The organism is Actinoallomurus iriomotensis (genome assembly GCF_030269445.1).
Lineage (GTDB): Bacteria > Actinomycetota > Actinomycetes > Streptosporangiales > Streptosporangiaceae > Actinoallomurus > Actinoallomurus iriomotensis.
Window position 1 is genome coordinate 134,058 of the sequence record NZ_BSTJ01000012.1, and the last position, 26,471, is coordinate 160,528.

Below are 26,471 nucleotides of genomic sequence, written 5' to 3' on the forward strand. Positions count from 1 at the left end.
ATCGTGGGCGCTACTCATGAGCATTCTCCGGGGGAGGGGAGGCATGTTCGGGATGAGCGGCGGCGGGCGCATGCCCGATGTGGGTGAGCGCCACATCCAGCAGCATCCGCACGTGCGCGTCGGCGAGCCGGTAGTAGGCCATCCGCCCCGCCCGGCGTACGTAGACGACCCGGTGCGCGCGTAGCAGCCGCAGATGATGAGAGACCGCCGACTCGCTCGCGCCGGAAACCGCGGCGAGGTCGCACACGCACATTTCGCCCTCGAGCAGGGCGACCAGCAAGCGGAGCCGCGCAGGATCGGCGAGGAGACCGAAGATGTCGGCCAGTTCTGCGACGTCGTTCTCGGCGGGCATCGCCGCGGCGACGATGGCCACCCGGTCGCGGTCGACGATGCGCACGCTGCAGTCGCCCAGGCCCAGCACACTGTTCGATGCGACATCTGCACCATCGTTCATATGTTGCACCGTACCGCCTGCATCCCGAGTCGGCGGGGTAACCGGACGGAGTCGGGAACCAGGACGGCGCCTCGCCGGTTCCTCGCAGGTCATCCGCGCTGGCAGACTGCCGGTCATGAACGCGCCGTCGTCGGCCGCCGCTGACCGGGCCCGTCTCGTGCGCCGTGGGTTCGCACTGGAGTTCCTCACGCTCGGCTGGAACGTGGCCGGCGTGGCGGTCCTGGCCGTCACGGCCATCGCCGCCCGCTCGGTGGCCCTGGCCGGTTTCGGGCTGGATTCCCTGATCGAGATCGGTGCCTCGACGGTGGTGGTGTGGGAACTGTCGGGCACCGGCGAGCTCCGGCGGCGCCGGGCCCTGCGCGCGATGGCGGTCGCGTTCATCGCACTGGCGATCTACCTGCTGATCCAGTCCAGCTGGGCCCTGGTGTCCGGGCACCGAGCCGCGCACAGCCCGGGCGGGATCGCCTGGACCGCCATCACCGCCGCCGTCATGGCCGCCCTCGCCGCCGGCAAGGCCCGCACCGGCGCCGCCCTCGGCAACCCGGTCCTGTCCGCCGAGGGTCGCGTCACGTTCGTCGATGCCGTCCTGGCCGCCGCGGTCTTGACCGGCCTGGCTCTCAACGCCGCGGTCGGCTGGTGGTGGGCCGACCCCCTCGCCGGTTACGTCCTGGTGTTCTACGCGGCCCGGGAAGCCCGCACCATCCTCACCGACCCGCACTGAGGGACAACACGATGATCTGGCACATGCTCCTCGCGGTCGCCGCCGGGCTCGCCGTGCTGTGGCTCGCCGTCATCGCGGCCTTGTGGGCCGCCAACGGGCGCCTGGGGCCGACCCTGCCGCGTGAGGCGCTGCGGATGCTGCCCGATCTGGTCCGCCTGCTCAAACGCCTGGCCGGCGACCCGGCCCTGCCCCGTGGCGTACGCGTCCGGCTGTGGCTGCTGCTGGCCTACCTGCTGAACCCGATCGACCTGGTGCCCGATTTCATCCCGATCATCGGGTACGCCGACGACGTCATCGTCGTCGCGCTGGCGTTGCGCTCGGTCATCCGCCACGTCGGCCCGCAGGTGATCCAGGCCCATTGGCCCGGCACCGAGGACGGGCTCGCCGCTGTTCTCCGCATCGCCGGCGTCACCCGCCCGTACGCGACCGAACCTCCTGGAGCCAAGAGCCCGCGCCGAAGAAGCCGGTGAGCGCGAAAGTCTCGGCGATCAAGGATCGCTGGGCGAATGGGTCGTGGGCGGGGACAGCTCATGGGGGACAGGTCTCCTACGCGTTATAGGAGATGTAGAACCGATCCGCTCAGCAGAAGAGCGGGATCGCGTCGGCCCAGGCGGCACAGACCACCACCGGGATGATGATCGAGAGTGCGATCGCCGTTCCGCTCAGGAGGTGGGCGTACGTTCCATGAGGTGGATTGCCGCCTTCGAGGCGGGCCAGACGCTGCGCGAGTACGGACCGGTCGGCCGGGCCGGCGGCGAGCCCGCCGGCGGGACACGGGGCGATGGCGAGTTTCCGCAGGGCGGCGGCGACGACGTCCGGCCCGGTGTTCCGGGCCGCCTCATCGTCGGCGGCCATCTCGGCCAGGGGAGGCAGCCGGTCTCGTGCCGCACGGAAGCTGGGCAGCCAGGCGAGCGCCGCGCCGGCCGCGTCGATGAGCGTAAGGATCAGGTGATGGCGCTTGTCGAGGTGGGCGCGTTCGTGGCTGAGGACGGCCTGCAGTTCGGCCGCGTCGAGACGGTGGAGCGCGCCACTGCTCATGACGATCTGCCGGTCACGTTCGGGTAGGCAGTACACGACGGGCATCGGATGGTCGATGAGGCGGACGTCGGGGAAATCGCGTGACGGGTGGGTCACGAAGCCGAGCGCCTCGCGGTGGTGCCGACGTTGCGCGATGGTGCGGCGGTAGCGTCTGGCCGCGACCAGGGTGAGGCCGAGCGCCGCGGCCAGAGGGAGGACGCTGATCAGGTAGGTCGTGTCACTGCTGGGATGTTTGTGGTGCTTCAAGTAGTTCAGCAGCCACTCGATCACGTGATGGCCCAGACCGGCTCTGCCGAACAGCGCGGTGGCGACGAGCCCGGTCAGCGCGGCGAGCGTTCCGGCCAGTACGCCGAGCCATGCCGCGATCGCCGTGCCCGGCAGCCGGAGCGGCCAGCGGCCGCGCGCCAGCACCGGACCGGCGGCGCCTCCGAGCAGGAGGGCGATCGCCGCCAGTGCGGCGATGGAGATCATGGTTCGTCGTCTCCTGCCGATGACGGGCCCGGACGCGAGCGTTGGGCCAGTTCGAGCAGCAGCCGGTGGGCGTCCTGCGGGTCGATCGTCTCGGCGAACCGCGCCAGCGCCGGCCCTCGATCGCTCACTCCGGCCAGCGCCTCGACCATCACCTCGGCGACGTGTTCCCCACGGCTCCGCGTCGGTGCGTAACGGTAGGCGTTACGGTCCAGGGTCCGGACGAGGAATCCCTTGTGGACCAGCCGATCGGCGACGGTCTGCACCGTGGTGTACGCCGAGGGCCTGGTCGCCTCGGCGTTGATCCGTTCCATCAGGACGCGGACGACCAAGGGCTCGCCGGCGTCCCAGAGCGCCTCCATGATCGCGCGTTCGAGCGGGCCCGCGATCGCCATCGGCAACCCCCTGTCCCGGTACACGAAACGCCAGCAAGCTTGGCATCTTTTCCCAGCTGAGGCGGGGTCGGCTCGGGTGACATCGCAGTCACCGGCCGCCCCAGGAGAGCTATCCGTACGGTCATGGTTACTACATGAAGTAGGAGGGCAACTCTCCGTGTGCAAACACAGGTTCAGCCGACGGCAATGAGCCGACCGGCGGCGACCTGACGAAGGGCCGGTGAGACGGACATGCCCGAGAACCACGCGGGACACGCCCACGATGGGCACGATCATCCCCACCCGCACGGCGGTACGGCGCCGGTTCTGCGCCTGCCCGCGGGCGGCAGGCCGCTGACGCCCGCTGAGGTGCGCAACAAGGTCTTCGCCACCGTACGGGTCCGCGAAGGCTACGACATGGCTCAGGTGGACGAGTTCCTCGACCTGGTCGAGGCCACCCTCGACCAGGTGCTGCGCGAGAACGCGGAACTCCGGACCCGTCCGGCGCCGTCACCTGCGAGTGACGGCGCACCGCGGCTCACCCGGCACGCCGCCGAACGTACGGTCACCATGGCCAGGCAACAGGCCGAGGAGATCATCGCCGACGCGCGCGAGCGTGCCGAGGCGGCCCAGCGCGAAGCCCTCACCTACGGCGGTCGCATCAGAGAAGGACTACAGGACCAGATCCGCCAGCTGCGCGCACTGCTCATCGAGCTCGAGAAGAAGACCACCCTCATCACCGACCTCGGACCGCCCTCCGGCCGTCCGGCGCCGAACACGCGCCTCGGCGACGTCTCGTAACACGCACCCTTCCCGAGCTGTCCCGCCGTCCCGTCCATCGCGCCGTGCCTGGTCCCCCCGCGGCCGGCTTCATGAGGAGGTGTCACCGGTGTACCTGCCGCAGGGAATCGAGGCGATCAACGTCGTCGAGCACGGCCGAGGTCCCGGGTTCGGGGCCTGGATCGCGGTCGGGCTCGTATCGGTGTCCAGCCTCGCGGGGGCGTGGCTGGCCCGGCGCAACTCCACACGCGTGGTCGTGTGGCTGGCGATCGCCTCGGCGACGATGCTGGTGATCGCGATGACCGACCTTCTGCCGGATGCGTGGAGGGAGGCGTCGGAGACGGGTGTGCCGTGGTGGGCGATCGGCATCGCCGCCGCGGTCGGCTTCGCCGTGATCACCTACTTCACGCGCAAAGGATGCGGCTGTGAGGCGGACTCGGACAAGGCGGCGGGCCGGCACGCGCCGGGCCGTCACCGCCGCCTGAAACAGGCGGTCGACACGGCGTTGTTCAGCGGGATGGGTACGGCGGCGGCGCTGACCACGCACCGGGCGATCGAGGGCGCGACTCTGGCGCTCACCGCCTCCGTCGTGGTCGTCATCGCGCTCATGGTGCACTCGGCGAGCGAGGGCCTGGCACTCGCGGCGCTACTGGACATGGCCAAGCAGCGCCTCGCGCCCTGGCTGGTGGTGGCGTGCGCGGCGCCCGCCGTCGGGGTGATCGCCGCGACGATCCATCCGCTGCCGGGCAAGGTCGTGCCGCTTCTGCTCAGCATGATCTCGGGAGTGCTGACCCGCACGGCGATCGTGGGGCTGAAGCTCGCCGCGAGCAGACAGGCCAGCGGGCGCCTGTCGAGAAGGCAGGTGACGATCGCCGGTCTCGGCGCGCTCACCATCGGTGCGCTCATCGTGGCGGCTCACACGAGCGAGGACGCGCATCCGGCGCGAACGCGCACGCGGCCGGTGCGCCTGGCTCCATCGCCGGCGCAGAGCCCGTCGCGGACCCCGCCGCCTGGTGCTCCAAAGCGGGGCCGGCCGGAGGACCTGCCGCGACCGCGGTCGCTCATACCAGGGCAGACCTGGTATCCGGCGGAGCCGGCACGCCGAGGGCCCCGCAATGGGACACGACCGGCTGACCGGACGGCCACGGAGCCGGCCCGCGAAAGGGGTACATCGGCTCATGGCGCCACCACGACCTGACGGATCGCACCACGTGTCCGCGATCGAGTCACCAGGTGCGGATGACCGCTGTTCGCACGCTGCTGCCGAGCGCCCGGCGCCCGACCCGAACTGGCTGCGGGCCGCCCGGCAGGCCAGAACGCTCTCCTGGATCAGCCTGGCCTGGATGACGATCGAAGGTGCGGTAGGGCTCTTCGCGGGCATCGTCTGCGGGCTCGGCCGGAACTTCCGGCGCCGGCGAGACCACACTCCTGCGCTGCCTGAACTTCCTCGAGAAGCCCGACACCGGAACCATCACCATCCACGACCGGACCGTGGACTCCTCCGTGAGCGGCGGACGCCGCCACGATCGGCTCATCCGCGACATACGGCCGCGCACCGCCATGATCTTCCAGCACTATTCGCGCAAACGCACAAATGAGCATGATCGGTAGAGTTGCGCGCATGACGATCGGGATCCGGTACGCAACACGGTCAGATGTCGGGATGCTTCGCGACGGAAACGAGGATTCGGCGTACGCGGGCCCCCACGTCCTGGCCGTCGCCGACGGCATGGGAGGCCACAACGCCGGCGAGGTCGCCAGCGCCGCCGTGATCGAGGAACTACGCGCCCTGGACACCGACGTACCCCAGGACCGGCTCCTCTCGATGCTGGAGCAGGCGGTCCGCCGGGCCAACCAGAAGGTGCATGACCTGGTCGAGGCCGACTCGTCGCTGCAGGGGATGGGGACGACGCTGACCGCGATGCTGTGGTCGGGATCCCGGCTCGCCCTTGTCCAGATCGGCGACTCGCGGGCCTATCTCGTACGCGATGACGTCCTCTACCAGATCACCCACGACCAGACGCTCGTGCAGACGCTGCTGGACGACGGGAAGATCAGTCAGGACCAGGTGGCCACGCACCCCTACCGGTCGATGCTGCTTCAGGCCCTGGACGGCCGAGCCGAGCTCACCCCTGATCTTCAGCTTCACAGCGCGCTGGTCGGTGACCGGTACCTGCTGTGCTCCGACGGCCTGTGGGACGTCGTCGGCCCGGAAGCCATCCACAAGATCCTCACCTCCGTGACCGACCCCGAACATGCCGTCGGCAACCTCACCGACGCCGCCAACGCCGGCGGTGGCCCCGACAACATCACCTGCGTCATCGCCGACGTCATCGATCTCGACGAGCACGAGAGCCACTGATCGCGCTGACTTTCGGAACTTTTTGGTCTGACGGCGTATCTACACCACCAGTAAGGCCCTGCCCCCCGAAGAGGAGCCGTTCCGGATGGTGCGCCGCGTTCGTGTGCTGTTGGTGTCTGCGTTGTTGCTGGTGACGGGCTCGGTGATGGTGGCCGGGCCGGCGTCGGCCGTCATCGGCGGCTCAAAGAGCACGTACGGCCCATGGGCGGTGCGCATGCTCGTCGACGGCGAACCGGTGTGCACCGGGACGGCGGTCACGAAGCAGTGGGTCATCAGCGCTTCGCACTGCTTCTTCGAGCAGGGGCAGGCGGTCGCCGACAAGCGGATCTCGTTCCGGGTCGGCGACCTCGACATGCGCAAGGGCACCACCGTCCGCCCGGTGGGCAAGCGGGCGGGGAACGCGCGCGCCGACATGATGCTCATCAAGGTCTCGCCCATGAAGGTCCGCCCGGTGCGCCTGGCCAAGGCCCATGTCCACCCCGGTGAGATCGTGCGGCAGTACGGGTGGGGCGCCACCTGCACCGAGGATGAGAACACCTGCCAGTCGCCCGTGCTCAAGCAGTCGACGCTGCGGGTCGTACGGTCGGACGCCCGCCGCTGCGAGGGCTACGCAGAACCGGGCGGCACGGACTTCTGCATGGAGAAGGTGTCCGGGATCCCCGCCGGCGGCGACTCTGGAGCCCCGGTGATGAGCATCGGCGCCCACGGCAAGGAGACCCTGCTCGGCGTCTTCTACGGCTCCGACCGAGAGAAGATGGCCGGGGCCGGGGAGATCGCCCAGCAACTCGCCTGGATCCACAAGGTCACGAAGCGATAGGGGCGGCTGCTGCGTAAGCAGGACTTCGTCAGCGGCAGGGCCGGCCGGCGTCGTGAGGGTGTCGTGCGCCTCGAGGCACCGGTGCCGGCCCGCCCACCCTGAGCCCCCGTGATCAGTCGCAGTGCGACCAATAGTCGTACCACGCGGACGCCGTCGCCCCGCTCGGCAGGGCGGTCGAGCCGCCCCAGATGATGCACATTCCCGGGGCGTCGATTTTCACCGGACCGGCGTAGTAGGAGTACTTCTTGTCGTCGACCACGGCCTTGAAGTCGCTTTCTCTCTCAACGAAGGCCTGCACCTCGGTGGGGGTCCCCACATAAGCGGTCTTCCAGGTGACCACGCAGTCGGTGCTGCCGTTGTACATCAGGTAAACGGTGCCATAGCTGCTCAGGGCATGCTGGTCGATGACGTGGTAGCTGCCGCCGCCGCACGCGGCGATCGGTGATGACGCGGCGTTCGCCGGGCTGCTCGCGAACACCGAACCGGCGAGCATCGCCGCCGTGGTAAGTGTGAGCGCTGCCTTCTGTTTGAACTTGCGCACTGGCTTCCTCGATTTCTCTCATGCTCCTCCCGCCGGCCAGCGGAAGGAGCACGTATTTCCTGCGGGGGTCAGATATAAACGAGGGTCGAGTACTTCTTCCCGCCCTTGATGCCGACTTCCGCGTACAGGGTCACGTATCCACTCCTGGCCACGGTGACCGGGCCGGCGTAATACCGGTAGTTCCCGCGGTCCCGGTCGCTGCCGCTGTCGCTCTCCAGGAAGACATCAAGCCAGTTCGTCTTGCCGGCGTACGTGCTCGTCGGCCGGGTGACGGCGCACATTCGCGTGGGCGAGTGCGCATAGGACTTCTGATACCAGTACGTGTAACCGACGGTGACCCTCGCGCCGCCTCCGTAGGGAACGTTGACCGCGGCCTTCGAACGGTACGTGTATCCCGAGCAGGGAGCGCTGGCCGCGTTGGCGCCTGACGCCACGGATATGAGGGCGCCTGTGGCGATGCCGGCGGCGGCCAGCATCGCGGCCGCCTTAGTGCGGAACTTCACGATCTCGATTCTCCCGTCACTTTCGGACGAACGACCGTCTCTTCGGACAAAGCCGAATAGTACTCAGATCAACGGGAGCAGCTTTAAATTCTGAGTTTCAAGTCAGGGTGACCTATGTCACGGGAACACCTGATGTCCCGTCAACGGGACAGAGGGAAAGTTCGGCGCGCTATTTCCCGGTTATGGTTCGGCGGTGAGGGCGCGGAGAATCGCTGCAATCAATTAGTCAGGAATAGTAAGTTCGGCGGTCATCGGTCGGGTGCGAAGTTCGGCGTGTCGTCTTCGCGTCGGCCTTCGTGGGGCGTGAGCGTGCGGCCCCAGAGCACGCCGGTCCAACGAGCAGCGGCATCGACCAGCAAGCGGGCGCCTTCGCCAAGACGTTCGCCGGCTGAGGACCGCCAGCACGTTACGAATGGTGTCGGTTCGCGGCGTCGGTGAGGTATCCGCGCACGCGTTCCCGGGCCCGATCGGACACGTGGGGGCCGTGAGTGAAGGCGGCTACCTGGTAGTTGAGTTCGCCCAGCACGTGCGCGGTCTGTTGGTTGAGGGCGATGTCCTGGCAGAACGCCTTGATGCCCCAGCTCATCTTGCGGACGTTCCAGATCGAGTCGCCGGTGATGAGCACGCCTGTCGTCTCGTGCAACAGCGCGACATGACCCATGGTGTGGCCGGGAGTGTGCACCACCCGAAGGCCGCCGGCGATCGGCAAGACGTGATCGTCAGAGAACTCCTCGCCGACGACGATGGCCGGGAATCCGTTGCCGCCTTTTCCCAGACGGTTCATGAACCGGCCACCGGCCGTGGCCGAGTCGCGTGGTGGCGCCTGACCGGCCCGGGCCCACTGCGCGTCGGACTCATGAATGGCCACCGAAGCGCCGGTGACCATGGCCATCTTCGCGGCACCGCCCGCATGGTCGCCGTGGGCGTGGGTCAGCACGATTCGCGTCACGTCCTCGGCGGCCTTCCCCATCGCCGCCAGCCCGGCGAGCGTGCGCTTGGTAGCTCCCTTGGTGCCGGTGTCGACCAGGCTGACCTGACCGTCGTCGTCGACGAGTGCGTAGATGTTGACGAAGTCGAACGGTGCGGCTGGGATACGCCATACGTTCGGCGCGATTTCGTGAGCGGCCGGCTTGGCCATGTCTTCTCCTTGGGTTTGAGTGGTGCTTGCGTCTGCCTCCGCATCAAGGCGGGTGGCCCTGGGCAGGCGCGTGGATCAGGAGCGGCGGAAGTCGGCGTCGAGGGCGTTGACCAGCCGGTCGAAGGTGACGTCCAGGGATTCGGGAAGTCCGAAGGCGCCTTCGGCCTCCAGGGAGGAGATGCCGTGGCAGGCGATCCGCAGCATCCGGATCGCGTGGATCAGGTCCGCCCTTTCCAGGTCGTACCCCTGGAGTGCGGCCTGGATGATGCCGATCGCCTGGTCGCTGACCTCGGTGTGCTCGACGTCGCCGGGGGCAGGGGCCCGGACACTGGCTATGTATCGGCCTGGATAGGCCGTGGCGTAGTCGCGGTACGCGGCGGCGAGCGCCCGCAGCGCGTGCCGCCCGGACAGACCCGCTACCGCTGCGGCCATTGCCCGGGTCATCTCCCGTACCGCCAGCACGGCGATGTCCCGCTTGACCGAATTGAGTCCCTCGATGTGCTTGTAGAGACCGGGTAGGGAGACTCCGCACCGTTTGGCGACCGCTGCGAGGGTGAGTTGCTCCAGGCCGACCTCGTCGGCGACGGTCGCCGCCTCACGGACGATCTTCTCTTGGGTGAGCCCGACACGCGGCACGGGTCACCGCTCCCTACGGCCGAGCACGATGCCGGTGCCGGTGACGAACAAGAGCAGGAGAGGTCCGGATACGTACGCCAGCGTTGCCACGCTCGGGATCAGCAGCAGGTAGCCGACGCCGGAGGCCACGATGGCGGCGGCGAGGGCGACCCCGGTGAAGCGCAGCCAGCGGGGCAGCAGGCCCGTGGAGACGGCGGCCACGGCCATCGCGGCAAGCGTGCACATCTTGATGCCGTCGAGCCGGTTCACCCCGTCGAACAGCAGGTGAGCTGTGCCTGGCGACGAGGTGCCGGCCAACGTGACGCCCAACACGAACTGGATGAACGAGATCAGTGCCGCCACGACGCCGGCGATTGCCACCCCGGCCGACCCGCCCCGACCGGCCTGCCGGCCCGCGGCCCTGGCCCTGGCCAGCGCCAGCGACACGACGGCCAGGCCCGCGGCGGGAAGGCCTTCGGTGAACAGGAACTGCGCGGACACCGCCGCGCTGTGCCCGGCGAACGCCGAGACGACCGCGGTGCCGCCGGAGTCGACCTCCGGACTGGGCGCACCGACCGACAACCCGGCGATCCACGACAGGGTGTAGGCGATTCCCGTGATGGCGGGAGTGGTGATGAGGCCGCTGCGACGCGGCGCGATGGTGGTGGTGGACACAGCCCGGCCTCCGTTGGTTAATCCGACTAACCTGAAGTTAATGGGACTAACAAGATTTTGCAAGAGGCGGACGTGCGGTCGAGTGGCCGGCAGCCGCTCGCCGATCGGTCACGCGAGACCGATCGCCCTCTTACGCTTTGTCGGGGGGGAGGTCCCCTCGCTCACCCTCCGCGTTGAGAAGACGGGTCAGGTAGTCGAGGTCCTGCTGAAGTAGAGCGACCGCGCCGAGCGGAGTCGGTGCGTCCGGGGCGCGCCCGGCCTCTCGAGCCACCATTGCCACCGCGTTCTCCGCGATCTGTTCGGCCACCGGTTCGGCCGGGTGAGCCGGAGACGGATGGAACCACCACGCCACCCAGTTGCACATGCCGATGATCGACAGGGCGGTGATGCGTGCGTCGACGGGACGGAAGCGGCCGGCCGTGATCCCCTCCTCGATGACACTCGTGATCTCCCTGAGGACCGCCCGACGGCCCTGGAGGTGCTTCTTCGCGATTTCCGGAGGGAGCGCCTGGTCGCTGCGATCGAGCGTACGGAACTGCGCCGGCTGCTCGGCGCGGCGCAGGACCAGGGCGCGGACGAGCATGCGCAGCTTCTCCGTCGAGTCCAGATCGGTGCGTCGTCGGACTTCCCGCAGGGAGTTCGCCGCGCTCTCCGTCGTCGCCTCGACCATTGCCACGAGCAACTCTTCCTTGCTCTTGACATAGTTGTAGAGGTTGGGGCGGCTCAGCCCGACCGCGTCCGCGACATCCTGCAGGGTGGTCCCGTCGTAGCCGCGTTCAGCGAAGATGCGCATGGCCTGGTCGACGATCTCGCTCATGAGAAGCTTGCGTCGGGGCGCTGCGGCTCGACGGGACTCCGGGCGGCCACCGGACCGTCCCTGCGCCTTGGAGTCCTCCGCGGTCACTACCCACTCCTCGGCTGTAAGCCTGGCGCGCCAGTCGTCAGGTGCACCGTTCCTGCCCGGTCAGCCGGTCATCATATTCGTCGGCGGCGGTTGCCCGCGCTGCGCACTCCCACGCGAAGGCCAGCTGCCGGAGGTGGAGGGCGCGGGAGAGCCGATGGTGGTCGAGGTTGTGACCGGCGCCCGCCTGAAGGCCGGCCTCTACCCACGGGGCGGACGTGAAGTACCCGGCGAACGTCGCCACGCGACTCGAGTCGACGACCCACAGGCCGTCGTATTCGGCGAGCGTGTACTGCACGGGAACGACGACCTTGGAGGCGAGCTCTGCCAGGTTCGCAGGCCAGTCCCCGACGATTTCGAGCATCTCCTCAAGAGGGATGGGCTCCACCGAAGCCTTCGCCGCTTCCACGACCTCGACGTCGACGGTCCCCGCCGGGCCGTAGAGGAGCGCGCGTCGTTGTTCGGGCGGCAGCTCCACCGGTCCGTTCGTCGGGATGGCGCGCCAGGCGCTGATGATGTGCGCGGGAGACCGATCACCCACACCGTGTAGTGAGATGCCCAGCAGCGGCCAGTGCGGCCGACGTGCGGCGACATGCACTGCTATGGCCGAGCCGATGGAGTGGGAGAGCAGGACCACTCCCGGGCGCCCCTCGCCGTGGTCGGTCCACAGCGCGCCGATCGCGGCGTCCAGGACCTCGGCGCTGTCGGCGAAGGTCGCCCTCCCGCGGGGAAGCGAGTCGCTCCCGCCATAGCCGGGACGGTCGAGCGCGAACACGGGAAATCCCGTCGCCTCGCCGAGGTCGAGCAGGGAGTGACCGGGTACGTCGAAGTACCCGGAGCCGTACCCCCCGCCATGAAGGGCCACGATCAGCGGAGACCCCGCGGCGTCGCCGCCGGCCGCGAGGCCGGCAATTTTCCGGCCGTCAACGGAGAGATCGATCAGCGTCGTGGTCATGTGCCGCCGCCCTTTCGCGGTCGAACGCGCCCTGTCGCCCGTCCGAGCGAAACCCGCATCCGGCCCGCAGAGACCAAGCCGGTACCGTCTGACAGTTTCGTCACGATACTGACGCACTGGTCCTGTCGCGTCAACCAGGCCCGCTCCAGGCTGGGCCTCCGCGCTCTATCGATACTTCACCGTCAGAATATTGACGGTAGAGACAGTCTCGCTCTACGCTCGCCGTCACCGAGTTCGTCGCGAGAGGAGTACGCAGATGCCATCCCCGGGACAAGACCTGCTTGCGCATACGGTGCGGGGTGTCGACCACGCGGCGTTTCCTACCTTCGATCCGCAGGCCACCATCACCTTCTACCGGGACGTCCTTGGCTTCCCGGTCGTCCACGCGACATGCGCACTCGGGTGGGGCCCCGGGGACCACCCGGACTTCATCCACTTCTTCTTCGACATCGGCGGCGGCGACCGGCTGGCGTTCTTCTACTACTTCGGAGTCGAGCCCTACCGCGACACCGGGATCCCCGACCTGCTCCACCGCGCCCGGCACCTCGCGATCCACGTCGACACCGAGGAGGATCTGCTGGAGTACCGGCGCCGGCTGGACGCGAGCGACTGGCCGTGCGAGTTGCAGGTCCGGCACGAGGCGGTCGAGTCGATCTACGTCACCGATCCCAACGGATACCTGATGGAGATCGCCCGTCCGCTGCGGGCGATCACCGCCGAGGACGACATCGACGCCAACCTGAGCGTCGACGCGCTCATGGAGGTGACAGCGGAGCCCGATCCCTCCCTGGAGAAGTTCTTCGCGCGGAAGGCGAAGCTGATCTCGGAGCGCTACGCGGGTGAGCCGGAGTCGGTGACGTTCGTATGACCACGCTGTTCGTCCTCAGCGTCGACGACTTCCGTCCGCTGGCCGAGGTCGCCGGTAAGGACCCGGACGTGACCGTCCGGCGGCGCGGCCCCTACCTCGAGGTCGTCGCACCCGGTTCGATCCGCATCGACCGCGATGCCGCGGGGTGTCGCAACGCCGTCTGGTACAGCGCGGTCGCCGCGGTCAAGGACGGCCGGGTGAGCCGCTGGGACAAGTCGGAACTGGTGGTCGAGCCCACAGGAGCCGAGGGATGAGCCCGCCGGCGGTGGACCGGCTCGGGGCGGGCCGGGACGTCCGAAGGGCGGAGGCGCCGCCCGGCGTCACGGTGAGCACGCACCGGCTCACGACCTTCGACGGCACCGAGATCGAGGGAGTGCTGTACTCCCTCGACGGCGCGGCGACGGCGGTCGCCGTCATGCACCCGCGCCAATCGGTGACCCACCATCCGATGATCCCGCTGCTCCTGCGAAGCGGCGTCTCGGTCTGGACCCAGGGCTCCCGCTCGCCCAACAACGACCTCGCCCTGGTCCACGAGCAGGCGTTGCTGGACGCGGCCGCAGGCCATGTGTTCCTCCGGGACACCGGGTTCGACACGGTGCTGACCTTCGGCCACTCCGGCGGCGGAACGCTGTCGGCCTTCTACATCGAGCAGGCGTCCCTGGAACCGGGGCTGCGGCTGGACGTGACACCGGCCGGCCGGCCGATCCCGCTGGCGGGCGCGCAGATGCCCGTGCCGGACGGTGCGATCTTCCTAGCGCCGCATCCGGGCCAGGGACAGGTGCTGCTGCACTGCATCGACCCGTCCGTCATGGACGAGTCGGACCCGATGTCGGTGGATTCCGCGCTGGACATGTACTCGCCGGGGAACGGGTTCGCCGAGCCGCCGCAGCCGAGCCGCTACAGCGTCGACTTCCTCCGCGCGTACCGTAGGGCCCAGCGGGATCGGATCGCCCGGATCGACGCCCGCGCCGTCGAACTCGCCGCCGAGACCTCGAAGGCCCGGGCCCGGTTCGCCCGCACCGGGGATCCCGCCGACCGGCGGACCGGCCTCGCCCCGAGAGTCATCACCACCTACCGCACCGACGCCGACCCCTGCTACGTCGACCTGTCGATCGATCCGAACGACCGGCACTACGGCTCGTTGTTCGGCCGCCGCCCGGATCTGACCAACTACGGCCTGGTGGGTTTCGGCCGGCTGACCACTCCCGATGCGTGGTTGTCGACCTGGTCGGCGAACCACACCAACGCGGACTTCGTGCGGTGCGCGGCCGGAGTGCGGCTGCCGACCCTCTACCTGGAGTTCAGCGGCGACCAAGCCGCGCTCCCCACCGCCAGTGCCCGGATGTTCGAGGCGCTGGCCGGCGAAGACAAGATTCGCGGCGTCGTCCGGGGCCAGCACTTCGGCCAGCCCATCGCGGAGGGCGAACCCACCGGATACGCCGCCGCCGCCGTCCACATCGACCGCTGGCTGGACGGCCGATTCGCCACCGCACCACCACGGAGGACCAGGTGACGGAAACGCGCTCCATCGGAGTCGTCTACGACAGCGGATACGGCCATACCGCCGCGCAGGCCAGAGCGGTGGGGGAAGGCGCCGGTTCGGTCCCGGACATCGACGTCGCGCTGTACTTCGCCGAGGAGGTCGCCACCGATCCCCATCAGCTCGACCACTGCGATGCGCTGATCTTCGGCACCCCGACCTACATGGGCAGCGGTTCGGCGGTGTTCAAGGCGTTCATGGAGGCCAGTTCGAAGATCTGGCTGGCCCAGGGGTGGAAGGGCAAGCTCGCCGCGGGGTTCACCAACTCCAGCGGTCACTCCGGGGACAAGCTCAGCACCCTCACCCAGCTCTGGCTCTTCGCCATGCAGCACGGGATGGTCTGGGTCGGGCTCGGCCTGCTGGACGGCAACGGACGCAGTACGGGGTCCGACTCCGCGCTGAACCGGCTCGGCGCCTACGCCGGGGCCATGGCGCAGTCGAACTCGGACCAGGGTCTGGAAGGCATGCGGGACAGCGACCTGCGAACGGCGGCCGCACTGGGCGAGCGCGTCGCCCACCACGTCGTGTCGTGGCAGGGAGGTGGACAGTGACATCCGGAAAGCCCATGAGAATTCTGGTGGTCGGCGCCGGGCCTGCAGGACTCTTCTTCTCGATCATCGCCAAACGAGCGATCCCCACGGCCACGATCCACATCAGGGAGCGAAACCCGCACGGTGTGACGTACGGCTGGGGCGTGGCGTTCAGCGAGAGCGCGGCCGACGCGCTCCGGCCCGCCGCACCGGATGTGATCGACGCGCTCACCGCCGAGACCCGCCACGATCGGATGGTCGTCAGCCTGGACGGTGTCGGCGTGCCGGTCAAGGTCGGCCGCAGCCACCTCAACGCCCGCTGGTCGCTCCTGGCCATACTGGAGGAGTTCGCCCTCAAGGCCGGGGTGAGGATCGAGCACGACCGCGACGCGGCAGTGACCGAAAACGACATGGCGGCCTGGGATCTCGTGATCGGCGCCGACGGCGTCAACAGCCAGACCCGCGAGCGCTTCGCCGAGCACTTCCTGCCCAGCGTCGAGCTGGGCAGCAACTGGCTGGCCTGGTACGGCACTCCGAAACCGTACCCGCCGTCGATCATCCTCCAGAACAGCGAGTACGGAGTCCTCATGGTCCATGCCTCCCGGTTCTCGGCCGAGATGAGCAACTTCACCGTCGAAGTCGGCCAGGAGACGTTCGACCGGCTCGGGTTCGCCGGCATGACCGAGGACGAGTCGCGCGAGCTGTGCGAGCGGCTCTTCTCCGACTCGCTGGACGGCGCGCCGCTGCGGAGCGACCACTCGCCGTGGTTCCAGACCAAGTTCATCAGTTGCGCGCGATGGACCCACCGCAACCTCGTGCTGATCGGGGACGCCCTGCACACCGTCCACCCGTCGATCGGATCCGGCACCCGGTTCGCGATGCGTGACGCCGTCTACCTGACGCATGCGCTGGACAGCGCGAACTGGGACGTCGAGGTGGGACTCAAGGAGTTCCAGCGGGTGCGCAAGCCCGTCGCCGACGCCTTCCAGACCGCCGCCAAGCGCAGCATCGCCTGGTACGAGGGGCTCCCGTCGCGCACCATCACCCATCCGACGAAGTTCGCGCTCGAGTACCTGATGCGCACAGGACGCGTCTCCTACCGGGACTTCCGGCGGGAGAACCGCGAGGTCATCCTCGGCTACGAGCGTGACCTGCGTTGACCACGCCCGGCAGCACAGGGGAGAGAGACGCGATGACGCTCGCACACGACACCACCGGCAAACTCGTCCTCTACCAGGCCGACGAGGAGGCCCGCTACGTCCGCGAAGGACTGTGGGAATCACCCACCATCGCCCAGCACCTGCACATCGCGGCCCAGACACACGGCGACCGGGATGCCCTGATCTGCGGTGACGTCCGGCTGACCTTCGCGGAGCTGGACCGCATCAGCGACCGACGCGCCGCAGGCCTTCATCGGCTCGGGCTGGAGCCCGGCGGCGCGGTTCTGCTGCAGGTGCACAACACCGCCAACACCGTGATCGCCTGGTACGCGCTGCTCAAAGCGGGCCTCGTGCCCGTATGCACGCTGCCGCTGCACCGCGGGCACGAGATCGGGGAGATCGCGCGCCAGACCCGTCCGGTCGCGCACCTCGTCGCCGCCCGCGACCCTCGCTTCGACCTCGTCGGATTCGCCTTCCAACAGGCCGAGGCGGCCGGTGTGGAGCGCACCGTCCTGGTCTCCGACGGCCCGGCCGACGACCCCCGAGCCGTCGAGCTGGACGGACTCGGCGACGACATCGACGACGCCGAGGCCCGCGGGATCGTCGAGGCCGTCCAGGCCGGACTCGGCATGCAGTCGCTCGCGGTGTTCCAGCTCTCCGGTGGCACCACTGGTGTGCCGAAGGTGATCCCCTGCCTCCAGGCTCCCTACTGGCACTACGGTGCGAGCCTCGCCCGCGCGATGGGATGGGGGCCTGGCGACCGCGTCGCGTTCATGATGCCGATCGTGCACAACGCGGGCATCATCATCGGCCTGCAGGGCCCGCACAGCGTGGGGGCGACTCTCGTGCTCGGAGTTCCCGACGCGTCAGCCGCGCTCGACCTCGTCGTCCGGAACGGAGCGACGGACGTCCTCCTGGGGCCGTTCGCCTTCGAGCTGGCCCTGGACCCGGGCTTGGCCGCCGCCACCACGCTGCGGCGGGTGCTGTTCAGCGGCAAGAAGGTGCCCAGCCGGTACATGGCGATGCTGGACGCGCGCGGGATCTGGGGCGGGCAGATCTTCGGGATGAGCGAGGGACTGTGCCTCACCACCCCGCTCGACTTCCCGCTCGACGCCCGCACGGCGAGCGTCGGGATACCGATCTCGCCCGCGGACGAGATCCGGCTGTACGAGCCCGGGACCGAAAAGGAGGTGGCGCCCGGCGAGGTGGGCGAACTCTGTGTCCGGGGCCCGTACACCTTGCACGGCTACTACGACGCGACCGAACACAACCGGCGAGCCTTCACCGCGGACGGCTTCTACCGCAGCGGTGACCTCATGGCGGAGCGGACGATCGCCGGCGTCCGCTGCTACACCGTCGAGGGCCGTATCAAAAATATGATCAGCCGCGGTGGCGAGAAGATCAACACCGAGGAGGTCGAGCTCCTCCTCGGCTCCCACGACGCGATCGCCGAGGCCGCCCTGGTGGCGATGCCCGACGCCCGGCTGGGCGAACGGGCCTGCGCCTTCGTCGTGACCCGGGACGGATCGGCGATCGATCTCGCCGAGGTCCGCGCCCACTTCGACCGCCTCCAGGTCGCGAAGTACAAGTGGCCGGAGCGGCTGGTCGTGCTCCCGGAGATGCCGCGGGTCAGCCAGGTCGGAAAGATCGACCGCCGCCGCCTGCGGGAGATCGCCGAGACGCTCCGAGCCGAGCCGAGATAGCACCCACCGGGCGCCGCATCCGACGACGCGCACGCCCGCCGTCGACCACCCGTACGCCTCGCCCACGACGGACGGGCCCCGCGCGCAGCGGACAGCCCGTCGAGCCGACCGCCGCCACACTCGCCGCCGTCAGTGCAGAGGAAGGAGCCGTCATGACAACCGATCCCGCCTTCGATCACCTCGACGGAACCCTGCCCGCCCATGAGGTCCACCGTGCCCGCACCGAAATGCGGGAAGCGTGCCCGGTCGTGCACAGCGACCGGCATGGCGGATTCGACTACCTGACCCGCTACGACAACGTCCGCACGGCGCTGACGGACACCGGGTCGTTCTCCTCGGCCGACGGTGTGCACATCCCGCCCAGTGAGTTGCTGCCACCGATCCCCGCTCTGGAGTTCGATGAGCCCGAACACTCCGAGTGGCGCGCGGTCCTGAACGGCCCACTGGCACCGCGCGCCGTACGGGCGTTCGAACCGGTCATCACCGAGGTCGTCGACCTTCTGATCGACGACTTCGCGACCGCCGGCAAGGCCGACCTGGTGGACCGCCTCACGGAGCCACTGCCCGCGATCGTCATCGGGCGAATGATCGGCCTCGACCAGACCGAGGCGGTACGCGCCCGCGGCGTCGCGGCGGCGCTGTTCGCCGCCACGGGTTCCGGGGAGTTCCCGGCACGGTTCGCGGAGTTCTCGGACCACACCCGGCGCTGGTTGGCCGATCGCCGTGAGAACCCTCGCGACGACATGCTCACCGAGATGGCGAGCGGCGTCGTCAACGGCAAGGAGATCGGTGAAGCGGGCGCCACCGGGCTGCTGCTCGCCTACATCCTCGGTGGCCACCACTCGACGGGCTCGGCCCTCGGCGGTCTCATCCGGCACGTGCTGACCGTGCCCGGCCTGCGAGACGACCTCATCGCCGACCGGCGCGGGCTGCCACGGGTGATCGAGGAGAGCCTGCGGCTGACCACACCACTGCAGCTGTTCGCACGCACGCTCCGGTGCCCGATCCAGGTCGACGGCCACGAACTCTCCGAGGGCGGCCGAGTACTCCTCGACCTCGCGGCCGCCAACCGGGATCCGCGGGAATTCACGGACCCGGAGGAATTCGATCCACGCCGGACCCGAAACCGGCACGTCAGCTTCGGAGCCGGACCCCACGTCTGCCAAGGTCAGCACCTCGCCCGAGCCGAACTCCGGATCACCCTCACCCGCCTTCTCGACCGGTTGCCCGACCTGCGCCTCGACGGGGAGCCGGTCGAAAGCGGACTGGTCGGCGGATCCCTGATGACCCACTTCGCTCTCCCCGTGGCCTTCACCCCGGAGAACGCCGCATGAACGGTCCCCGCGAGTTCCGGCTCGCCGTCGGCAGGCGAACGACCGTCGCGCTCGGCGTGGTCGAGTTCGAGCTGCGCCCGGTCGACGGCGACGAACTGCCGTCCTGGCGTCCGGGCGCTCACATCGACGTCGTGACCGGAGCCGGAATCGTCCGCCAGTACTCGCTGTGCGGTGACCCTGCCGATCGCACCGGCTACCGGATCGCCGTTCTGCGGCAGGCCGACAGCCGGGGCGGATCGGCATGGCTGCACGAGCGACTCCGCGAGGGCGACGAGGTCCTCGTCAGCGGCCCGCGCAACCACTTCCCGCTGGAAACGGGCCCCGGCTACGTGTTCCTGGCGGGCGGGATCGGGCTCACGCCACTGCTGCCCATGATCCGCCGGGTGGCCGCGGACGGGGCGGACTGGACGCTGCACTACGGTGGCCGAACTCGAGCGTCCATGGCCTACGTCGACGACCTTCAGGCCATCGACGCGAGCCGAGTGCTCCTGTTCCCCTCCGACGAGTGCGGCCTGATCGATCTCGACTCCGCGCTCGACAACGTGGACCGGGAGGCGTACGTCTACTGTTGCGGTCCCGAGCCGCTGATCCGCGCGGCCGAGACCGTGTGCGCACGTCGCGGCATGCGCCTGCGAACGGAACGTTTCTCGCCGAAGGACATCGACTCCTCGTCCACGGATTCACCGTTCACGGTGCGGATCGCCTCCACCGGCGCCGATCTGGCGGTGCCGGCGGACCGTTCCATCGTCGACGTGCTGATCGAGGCAGGCATCGACATCCTCACCTCGTGTGAGGAAGGCACCTGCGGCACCTGCGAGACGGCCGTCCTCGACGGTCGCCCGGACCACCGTGACTCAGTACTGACCGAGGAGGAGCAGGCGGCGGGGGACCGGATCCTGCCCTGCGTCTCGCGGTCCCGCACACCCCAGCTCGTACTCGACCTTTGACCGGCTCATCCGCCTTCCCCGATCCGCGGGTTCGGGGTCCAAGCCCCGGGCGGAGCCGCTGCGATTTCGGATTAGAGATTCCGGTACGGCCTGCTGAAGAATCCGACCGAGAAGGCCGCCGACACGCCCAGCCCGGCGACGATTATCACGACCTCCGGGTCGGCCGTGCCCAGGACGGTCCCGGCGAGTAGCGCGGAGGCAGGGTAGGCGAGACCGGCACAGGTGACCAGCAGGCTCATGACTCTGCCCAGCGCTCGGGCAGGCACTGCCTGCTGGAGCATCGTCATGTAGAAGACGTTCACCATGGCTTGCAAGGACGCGGCGGTGAACAGCGCCGCGGTCGCCACCACCAGCGAGGAGCCCACCGGGATAACCATCAGAGCGAGTCCCTCGGCGATGCCGAGGCAGAGCGCGATCAGCCCGCGACGGCGCAGGCGAAGGAGTGCCGGGCCCAGCAGTGCTCCGATGACCGAGCCGCCACCGAAGCCGGTCATCATGATCCCGAACCCGAGGGCTCCGCGGCCCAGCGGCTCCTGGGCGAAGCTCGGCAGCGCGACCTCGATCAAGCCGACAGCGGCGAGGTTGAACACGAGCGTGGTCAGCAGGTTCATCCTTACCAGGGGAGAGCTGGACGCATACCGCAGCACCGATCGCCAAGTCCGCAGCCGGTCGCTGTCTTGGACGCCGTCGTCGGCGTGCTGCGCCGCCGTTTCATCGGCTGTTTCGACCGCCGGCCTGGACGGGCGGATCGCCATTAGGGTCAGGCTGGATACGAGGAAGGTAATCGCGTCGATCAGCAGACCCACACCGCTCTTGAGCGACCCGACGAGCGTTCCACCTAGCCCGGGCCCGGTGATCCTCGACGTGCTCCGCATGATCTGGATCAGGGAGTTGCCCGGAGCGAGCGACTCGGGACGTACGATCTGCGGCAATACGGAGAACGAGGCCGGCATGAAAATCCCGCCGAGGATGCCGAACGGGACCGCAACCGTGATCAGGGCCCAAAGAGGGATGCGACCATCGGCGGCGAGCACGACGAAACCGAGCACGACGAGGGCACGGAGCGCGTCCGCGGCGAGCATCACCGGCCGGGCGCCCAGGCGGTCGGCAAGCGCTCCGCCGACCGGGAAGAAGGCCAGCCTGGCCGCTCCGTAGCAGGCCAGCACCACGCCGAGGTTCGCGGGGCCGCCACCCTGGTTGAGTATGACGAACGGCAGTGTGACGAGATAGATGCCGTCGCCGACCTGGGAGAGCAGCTGGCCGATGAGGTACAGCGCGAAGCGTCGTTCCCGCAGCGGAGCCAGCAAGCGGACGGCAGGCTCTCCGGAGGTCACGGCCGTGTCCGCGACACGGCGTAGGCCCGTCATCACGCGCGCCTAGCCTTGGAGGCGGACGTCCAGGAGGTATCTGCGTCTTCGCCTGCGTCGGCGCGCGAGCGGCAGCGGCGCGAAATGTCCGGACAGTGGCGGCACCTTCTCACCAGGTGACGGGCAATGTGTGGATGCCGTAGAGGAGCGCGCCATCCTTGAAGGACAGTTCCTCGACGGGGGCGGCGAGCCGGAGGCCGGGAACCCGGGCGAACAGAGTGTTGAACACGATCTCGAGTTCGACACGGGCCAGGTTCTGGGCGATGCACCGGTGGATGCCGTGGCCGAAGGCCAGCTGATGCCGCGCGTCGCGGTCGAAGTCGAGTTTCTCTGGCTGGGGGAAGACACTGTCATCCCAGTTGGCCGCCGCGGTGGACACCACAACACCGTCGCCCTTCTTGATCACCATGTCGCCGACCTCGATGTCGGCCAGCGCCACTCGCTGCCCACTCGGGTCGGTGATGCTGGTGTGGCGCAGGATCTCCTCCACCGCGCCCGGGGTGCGGGTCGGGTCGGCCCGGATCTTGGCAAGCTGCTCGGGGTTCTCGAGCAACAGCACGGTGCCGAGTGAGATCACGTTGGCCGTGGTCTCGTGCCCGGCGCTCAGGAGCGACAGGCACAACGCGGCGATGTCCTCCTGTTGGAGGACGCGCTTCTCCTGGTTCTTGGCGATGAGCCGGCCGACCAGGTGGTCACCCGGCGCGGCACCCGGCTCCTCGGCCTCCTTCGCCTTCGTCGCCACGAAATCGCTGAGGTAGCCCCGAAGCTTGGCGCCCCACTCCCAGCGTTCGTTCGAGCTGCTGTGCCGGCTGGCCATCACCTTGCTGACCGAATGGAAGAGCTCGCGATCGTCGTAGGGGACGCCGAGGAATTCACAGATGACCTGCGAGGTGACCGGGCGGCAGAAAGCTTCCACCAGGTCGGCCGGCCTGTCGCCGTTCAGCATGATCGTGATGTGATCGTCCACGATTTTCTGCACGCGGGGCCGCAGTTCCTGCGTGCGTTTGTGGGTGAACTCGGGGATCACCATCCGGCTCAGCACGGTGTGCTCCGGCGGGTCCAGGCTCGAGAGGGACGCGTTGACGTCTTCCCTCAATTTTCGGGATAGCGGGAGGTAGAAAGGAAAATTAGGGTGTAGCCGGTTCGATGTGACATTCCGGTTGGCGAGGAATTGGCGGACGTGCTCATAGCGCGTGATCAACCAGGCGGTCCGCCCGCTAGGCAGAGTGATCTTTGTGAGCGGTGCCCCGGCGCGCAGTTCAGCGTACTGGTCCGGCGGACGCATCGGGCAGGACCGTGGCATGGGCAATGATCGCGGACGGGCGTCGTCCGTGGGCGGGTCGACCATTTCGGAACTCTCCCCTGCTACCGGGCGCACATGTTGCCGACCGATGCGTCGGCTACGTCGACATCAGATTCAATCTCAATGAACGTGCTAAATATGCAGGGTGTCACTGTCTCGCTCCCCGGAGGCTTCGGGAATCGTGCAGGACGGGTCCGAGAGCCCCTTCAGCTGGCGGTACCCCATGCCGCAACAGTCGCCCGTGATGTCCTCGTCGAGCGCGTCGACTGGATGAGGAAGGTCGGTGGGCTCGACATGTGACAGATCAATGGGGTCGACGTCATCGTCTATCCACATCAGACCACCGTAAGTGATCAGATCCAGATGTGCATAGGCCTTGTAGGGAACGCGGGACAAGCTTTGGTTGTGTTGTCCGAAACCTAGATGGAGACCGCAACGGCGCTCGTTGATATGAGAGTTCGCGGTGATGTACTCATCGATACCATGATTGGTGCCGAGCCCGAACTCGCCGACATTACGACCATTCGGGCTGTCCAAACAGAGCTGGAACATCTCTTGGAGCTTCGCGTTGTCACAGGTGAGATCACGAGCCTTTCCGGCCTCGATCTCGACTCGAACCGGGTTGTCGGCCAGCTTCGCGTTCAGGTCGCTGATGATATTGGCGTTGTACGCGCCGTCGGCGACCAGGACTCCTTCGACACTGACCGGGTAAGTGGCGATCTCCCCCGCGGGGAGGATGGTGAAGCCACCAGGGCGCCACACACCTCGGTTGCTGAGCCACTGGTACTTCTCGCTGTCGAGTTCAACGGTGATGTCGGTTCCGCTCGAGGTCGTCACACGTACCCGCCTGGCGCCGTTGACCCGGTGGAGCAACGTGGCATTGAGCCTCGACAACTCCATAGGACTGACATTGAGCGCCTTGGTGAAGAAATCAGTGGACGCGCTGATAATTCGCATAATCATGGTCTTGTCCAGCCCGTAGTGGCGCATCAAGGGCTGGAACACGTCGAAGTGCGACATCGTGTCCCGCTCCAGGGTGATGATGACCAACCGGCCCTGTAGCGCGGACTGGTCTGGCAGCACCTCGGCGAGCCGTCCGGCGAAGGTCTCATCCTTCAACGGAAGCATGGGAACGATGGCAGGGTTGTAACCGCGATGCTTGAGACCGAGCGCGACCCAGGCGGCGGGCTCGCGGCTGTCAGGCGTGTAAGTGATCACGAGTGTGTCCTCGCCCGTGATCGCTACGAAGTCATCCAACAACGCGTCAACGCCCTCGAAGACACGCTCATCGACCATCTGCCCAGTCATTATCGCTCCCGAAATAGCGGATCCAAAGTGCCGATCTTCCGCCCAAGGAATAGTGATTCCTCCGGCGTCACGCCGGAGGAATCACCACTACTCGCGAGCAATCCGACCGGCGCCTTACCTTTCCCTTAGTGCTCCCGCGACACGCCCGAGTGCGCGGCAGTTGACATTGCGTGAGCACTTACCTTGCGGGCGTCAGCGATGACTCGATGCTCACCGCTGGTCGAGGTACCACGCAATCATTCCGTTTTCGGTCAGCTGCTCGGGCGAGGGCTCGGACTCGGCCATGGCGGTGAGCAGGTCTTGCAGCTCCCCGGGATGAGGCAAAACGTTAGCTTCCAACTGAGCCTCCTTTCACACGACATCGATGATGTTTCGGACAAGACGCTCGTACCGTACCAAGGCGGCCGTCAATATCCAAGGCCCTCTGCGCCGCTTTCGAATGGTGCGGCGGGCCCTTCATCAGAGATGCTTCGAAAATATATTAATTGTCTTGACAGTCGATTACCTGCAAGGATTGGTTTCGGTTGACCGGCACTTTATGATCAAGGCTTTTCCGGCGAATGGCGTTTGTCGAGGTCGAGTACGGGTAAAGATGCAGCGCCACGAAAGCCGGTCAAGGCCGGAGCCGCTCGCCGATCCCACCGCGGTGCGCGTCCTCCCGGACCTCCAGCGCGTACGGCGTCGGGATCATCGAGTGGCCGGTGCGCACCAGGCTGTCGTCGCCGGTCACGGTGCGCAGCCGACCGCGCGTACGGCTGATCGCGGGCGAGGACGGCCGCAGCCGCTCTGCGGCGCCCATCACGCTGCCCTCCTCAAGCAGGGCGTCGAGCACCGTTTTACCTGGAATGGCCGGTCCGCTACTACGCCTGGGTGTTGGTCGCCCAGATCGCGTTGTGGCCGTCGTAGATCACCATGTTGGAGTCGGCCTGGAGGACCAGCGTGGCATTGGGGTGGCCGTAGGTCCCCGCGGCCCAGACCGCCGTTCGCTTACCGGCGTAGATGACCAGGTTGCCGTCGGTCTGGAGCTCGCAGTAGACCCCGGCCCGGTGTGTCCCGGAGGACCAGATGATCCTGCCCCTCTTGTTGCGCAGCACGAGGTTCCCGCCGCGCTGCATGGTGAGGGCGATGACATTCGTCCGCCACGTGTCGCCCGGGTGGAGGTCCAGCGCGGAGTGGACCTCAAGGGCATAGGGCGCTCCGCCCGACTTCGGCAGCTCGCTCGACGGCACGCTGTTGGCGCTCACCCGACTGGCGGACGAGCCTTTCTTGGCCGAACGCTTGGGCTCGGCGAGCGTCTTGCCCTTGCTCTTGCCCTTGGGCTTGGCGCTGGACTTGGCCTTCGCGGATGCCGACGGTGACGCGGAAGAGGAGGTGGAAGGGGATGCGGTGGCCGACGGCGAGGCGGGGACGAACGCGCCCGGCGGCTGCTGACCGCCGTCCGGCGCGAGCATGTTGCCCGCGGCGTCGGTCCGTTGTTTCTCGTGATCGTGCGAGCCCCGCCCGACCAGCAGGATCGGGATCGCCAGCAGAATGGCCCCGCCGATCCCGGCGGCGGCCAGCATGGGCTTCTTAGGCCGGCCGGGAGGCATCCCGCCGTCTCCCGTATCGGGATCCACAGCCGTCGGCGAAACGGGCTCGGGCTCCTTCGCCTCCGCCGCGGCCGTGGATTGCGCCCCGGCGTCGCCGGTCTTCTCCTTCAGGCCGCCGGCCGTCTCGCCGGCGGAGGCGGAAGCAGCGGGAGCACCGCTCTTCGCCGCTGACGCGGAATCCGCCGTGACGAGTTCCGCGGCGGCGTGGATGTCCACATCCGGCAACTCGACCGGCCGGCGGACGCCGAGCTGATTCGTGCGTTCGCCCGATCCAGATTCCGAAGACGCGTCCGTGTTCTTCACGGTGCCCGTGTCAGTTTCTGAACTGCGGTGATGCTTCGGCTGACGCGGCATCGTGGTGGCTGCCTTTCTGTCCGTGGAAGGCGGCTGATCTCCGCCGGTACGCCCGGGACCGCACGACGTTGCGCGGCAACACTCAGACCGTACCGAGGCGGCTCGGCAGAACGTCACCCTTATTCG

General features: G+C 68.1%; 30 protein-coding genes and 1 pseudogene. 15 read left to right on the forward strand and 16 right to left on the reverse strand.

Annotated features, from left to right (window positions below; translation table 11 throughout):
- Window positions 1-10 precede the first annotated feature (10 nt).
- Window positions 11-454, reverse strand: a complete 444-nt coding sequence (locus QSK37_RS39445; RefSeq protein WP_285631476.1) for an ArsR/SmtB family transcription factor — start codon at window positions 452-454, stop codon at window positions 11-13.
- A gap of 115 nt (window positions 455-569) precedes the next feature.
- On the opposite strand from QSK37_RS39445, the gene QSK37_RS39450 reads away from it, so the two are divergent.
- A complete protein-coding gene (locus QSK37_RS39450; RefSeq protein ID WP_285631479.1) occupies window positions 570-1,175 on the forward strand; it encodes a cation efflux transmembrane domain-containing protein in 606 nt (201 codons plus the stop codon).
- Window positions 1,176-1,186: 11 nt separating this feature from the next.
- Window positions 1,187-1,645 carry a YkvA family protein gene (locus QSK37_RS39455; protein ID WP_285631482.1) on the forward strand — a complete coding sequence of 153 codons (459 nt, stop codon included), beginning with the start codon at window positions 1,187-1,189 and terminating at the stop codon, window positions 1,643-1,645.
- Window positions 1,646-1,754: 109 nt separating this feature from the next.
- Here QSK37_RS39455 and QSK37_RS39460 read toward each other — a convergent pair whose 3' ends face one another.
- A complete protein-coding gene (locus QSK37_RS39460) occupies window positions 1,755-2,684 on the reverse strand; it encodes a M56 family metallopeptidase (RefSeq protein WP_285631485.1) in 930 nt (309 codons plus the stop codon).
- Window positions 2,681-3,076, reverse strand: coding sequence for a BlaI/MecI/CopY family transcriptional regulator (locus QSK37_RS39465; RefSeq protein WP_285631488.1), 396 nt, complete (start codon window positions 3,074-3,076; stop codon window positions 2,681-2,683). The genes QSK37_RS39460 and QSK37_RS39465 overlap by 4 nt, the downstream gene beginning before the upstream one ends.
- Window positions 3,077-3,307: 231 nt before the next feature.
- Between QSK37_RS39465 and QSK37_RS39470 the strand changes: the two genes are divergently transcribed.
- From QSK37_RS39470 to QSK37_RS39485, 5 genes and pseudogenes are all read left to right on the forward strand, one after another.
- Entirely contained in the window at window positions 3,308-3,856 is a 549-nt protein-coding gene (locus QSK37_RS39470; RefSeq protein ID WP_285631491.1) for a DivIVA domain-containing protein, read from the forward strand.
- A gap of 88 nt (window positions 3,857-3,944) precedes the next feature.
- Window positions 3,945-5,033 carry a hypothetical protein gene (locus QSK37_RS39475; RefSeq protein ID WP_285631494.1) on the forward strand — a complete coding sequence of 363 codons (1,089 nt, stop codon included), beginning with the start codon at window positions 3,945-3,947 and terminating at the stop codon, window positions 5,031-5,033.
- Between the two features lie 209 nt (window positions 5,034-5,242).
- A pseudogene (locus QSK37_RS51915) lies at window positions 5,243-5,446 on the forward strand (ATP-binding cassette domain-containing protein); the annotation flags it as partial.
- A gap of 52 nt (window positions 5,447-5,498) precedes the next feature.
- Complete coding sequence (locus tag QSK37_RS39480) at window positions 5,499-6,197, forward strand: PP2C family protein-serine/threonine phosphatase (RefSeq protein ID WP_349498025.1); 699 nt, start codon at window positions 5,499-5,501, stop codon at window positions 6,195-6,197.
- 103 nt (window positions 6,198-6,300) lie between these two features.
- A complete protein-coding gene (locus QSK37_RS39485) occupies window positions 6,301-7,014 on the forward strand; it encodes a S1 family peptidase (RefSeq protein ID WP_285631497.1) in 714 nt (237 codons plus the stop codon).
- Between the two features lie 112 nt (window positions 7,015-7,126).
- Here the strand turns inward: QSK37_RS39485 and QSK37_RS39490 are convergent, their stop codons facing one another.
- The 7 genes from QSK37_RS39490 to QSK37_RS39520 form a co-directional block, all read right to left on the reverse strand.
- Entirely contained in the window at window positions 7,127-7,555 is a 429-nt protein-coding gene (locus QSK37_RS39490; RefSeq protein WP_285631500.1) for a hypothetical protein, read from the reverse strand.
- Window positions 7,556-7,623: 68 nt separating this feature from the next.
- Window positions 7,624-8,058: a hypothetical protein gene (locus QSK37_RS39495; protein ID WP_285631502.1), complete on the reverse strand. Its 435-nt coding sequence runs from the start codon at window positions 8,056-8,058 to the stop codon at window positions 7,624-7,626.
- Between the two features lie 406 nt (window positions 8,059-8,464).
- The gene (locus tag QSK37_RS39500; protein WP_285631505.1) at window positions 8,465-9,196 is read right to left on the reverse strand and encodes an MBL fold metallo-hydrolase; all 732 of its coding nucleotides are present in this window, start codon (window positions 9,194-9,196) and stop codon (window positions 8,465-8,467) included.
- 75 nt (window positions 9,197-9,271) lie between these two features.
- Entirely contained in the window at window positions 9,272-9,832 is a 561-nt protein-coding gene (locus tag QSK37_RS39505; protein ID WP_285631508.1) for a TetR/AcrR family transcriptional regulator, read from the reverse strand.
- 3 nt (window positions 9,833-9,835) lie between these two features.
- Window positions 9,836-10,486: a hypothetical protein gene (locus tag QSK37_RS39510; RefSeq protein WP_285631510.1), complete on the reverse strand. Its 651-nt coding sequence runs from the start codon at window positions 10,484-10,486 to the stop codon at window positions 9,836-9,838.
- Window positions 10,487-10,616: 130 nt separating this feature from the next.
- Window positions 10,617-11,303: a TetR/AcrR family transcriptional regulator gene (locus QSK37_RS39515; protein ID WP_285578191.1), complete on the reverse strand. Its 687-nt coding sequence runs from the start codon at window positions 11,301-11,303 to the stop codon at window positions 10,617-10,619.
- 124 nt (window positions 11,304-11,427) lie between these two features.
- Window positions 11,428-12,342, reverse strand: coding sequence for an alpha/beta hydrolase (locus tag QSK37_RS39520; protein ID WP_285631513.1), 915 nt, complete (start codon window positions 12,340-12,342; stop codon window positions 11,428-11,430).
- Between the two features lie 256 nt (window positions 12,343-12,598).
- Between QSK37_RS39520 and QSK37_RS39525 the strand changes: the two genes are divergently transcribed.
- From QSK37_RS39525 to QSK37_RS39560, 8 genes are all read left to right on the forward strand, one after another.
- Entirely contained in the window at window positions 12,599-13,210 is a 612-nt protein-coding gene (locus tag QSK37_RS39525) for a VOC family protein (protein ID WP_285631516.1), read from the forward strand.
- Entirely contained in the window at window positions 13,207-13,464 is a 258-nt protein-coding gene (locus tag QSK37_RS39530; protein WP_285631519.1) for a hypothetical protein, read from the forward strand. Before QSK37_RS39525 ends, QSK37_RS39530 begins: the two co-directional genes overlap by 4 nt.
- Window positions 13,461-14,723, forward strand: coding sequence for a hypothetical protein (locus QSK37_RS39535; protein ID WP_285631522.1), 1,263 nt, complete (start codon window positions 13,461-13,463; stop codon window positions 14,721-14,723). Before QSK37_RS39530 ends, QSK37_RS39535 begins: the two co-directional genes overlap by 4 nt.
- Window positions 14,720-15,301 carry a flavodoxin family protein gene (locus QSK37_RS39540; protein WP_285631525.1) on the forward strand — a complete coding sequence of 194 codons (582 nt, stop codon included), beginning with the start codon at window positions 14,720-14,722 and terminating at the stop codon, window positions 15,299-15,301. Before QSK37_RS39535 ends, QSK37_RS39540 begins: the two co-directional genes overlap by 4 nt.
- 14 nt (window positions 15,302-15,315) lie before the next feature.
- Window positions 15,316-16,440, forward strand: coding sequence for an FAD-dependent monooxygenase (locus QSK37_RS39545; RefSeq protein ID WP_285631528.1), 1,125 nt, complete (start codon window positions 15,316-15,318; stop codon window positions 16,438-16,440).
- Between the two features lie 32 nt (window positions 16,441-16,472).
- The gene (locus QSK37_RS39550) at window positions 16,473-18,143 is read left to right on the forward strand and encodes an AMP-binding protein (RefSeq protein ID WP_285631531.1); all 1,671 of its coding nucleotides are present in this window, start codon (window positions 16,473-16,475) and stop codon (window positions 18,141-18,143) included.
- 152 nt (window positions 18,144-18,295) lie between these two features.
- Window positions 18,296-19,477 carry a cytochrome P450 gene (locus tag QSK37_RS39555; protein WP_285631534.1) on the forward strand — a complete coding sequence of 394 codons (1,182 nt, stop codon included), beginning with the start codon at window positions 18,296-18,298 and terminating at the stop codon, window positions 19,475-19,477.
- Window positions 19,474-20,424 carry a PDR/VanB family oxidoreductase gene (locus tag QSK37_RS39560; RefSeq protein ID WP_285631537.1) on the forward strand — a complete coding sequence of 317 codons (951 nt, stop codon included), beginning with the start codon at window positions 19,474-19,476 and terminating at the stop codon, window positions 20,422-20,424. The genes QSK37_RS39555 and QSK37_RS39560 overlap by 4 nt, the downstream gene beginning before the upstream one ends.
- 71 nt (window positions 20,425-20,495) lie before the next feature.
- Here QSK37_RS39560 and QSK37_RS39565 read toward each other — a convergent pair whose 3' ends face one another.
- From QSK37_RS39565 to QSK37_RS39590, 6 genes are all read right to left on the reverse strand, one after another.
- The gene (locus tag QSK37_RS39565) at window positions 20,496-21,791 is read right to left on the reverse strand and encodes an MFS transporter (RefSeq protein WP_285631540.1); all 1,296 of its coding nucleotides are present in this window, start codon (window positions 21,789-21,791) and stop codon (window positions 20,496-20,498) included.
- Between the two features lie 109 nt (window positions 21,792-21,900).
- Window positions 21,901-23,076, reverse strand: a complete 1,176-nt coding sequence (locus QSK37_RS39570) for a cytochrome P450 (protein ID WP_285631543.1) — start codon at window positions 23,074-23,076, stop codon at window positions 21,901-21,903.
- A 150-nt stretch (window positions 23,077-23,226) separates the two neighbouring features.
- Complete coding sequence (locus QSK37_RS39575) at window positions 23,227-24,390, reverse strand: aminopeptidase (RefSeq protein ID WP_285631546.1); 1,164 nt, start codon at window positions 24,388-24,390, stop codon at window positions 23,227-23,229.
- A 222-nt stretch (window positions 24,391-24,612) separates the two neighbouring features.
- Complete coding sequence (locus tag QSK37_RS39580; protein ID WP_285631549.1) at window positions 24,613-24,741, reverse strand: hypothetical protein; 129 nt, start codon at window positions 24,739-24,741, stop codon at window positions 24,613-24,615.
- Window positions 24,742-25,015: 274 nt separating this feature from the next.
- The gene (locus tag QSK37_RS39585) at window positions 25,016-25,234 is read right to left on the reverse strand and encodes a helix-turn-helix domain-containing protein (protein ID WP_285631552.1); all 219 of its coding nucleotides are present in this window, start codon (window positions 25,232-25,234) and stop codon (window positions 25,016-25,018) included.
- A 28-nt stretch (window positions 25,235-25,262) separates the two neighbouring features.
- The gene (locus tag QSK37_RS39590) at window positions 25,263-26,294 is read right to left on the reverse strand and encodes a hypothetical protein (protein ID WP_285631555.1); all 1,032 of its coding nucleotides are present in this window, start codon (window positions 26,292-26,294) and stop codon (window positions 25,263-25,265) included.
- Between the last annotated feature and the right edge of the window lie 177 nt (window positions 26,295-26,471).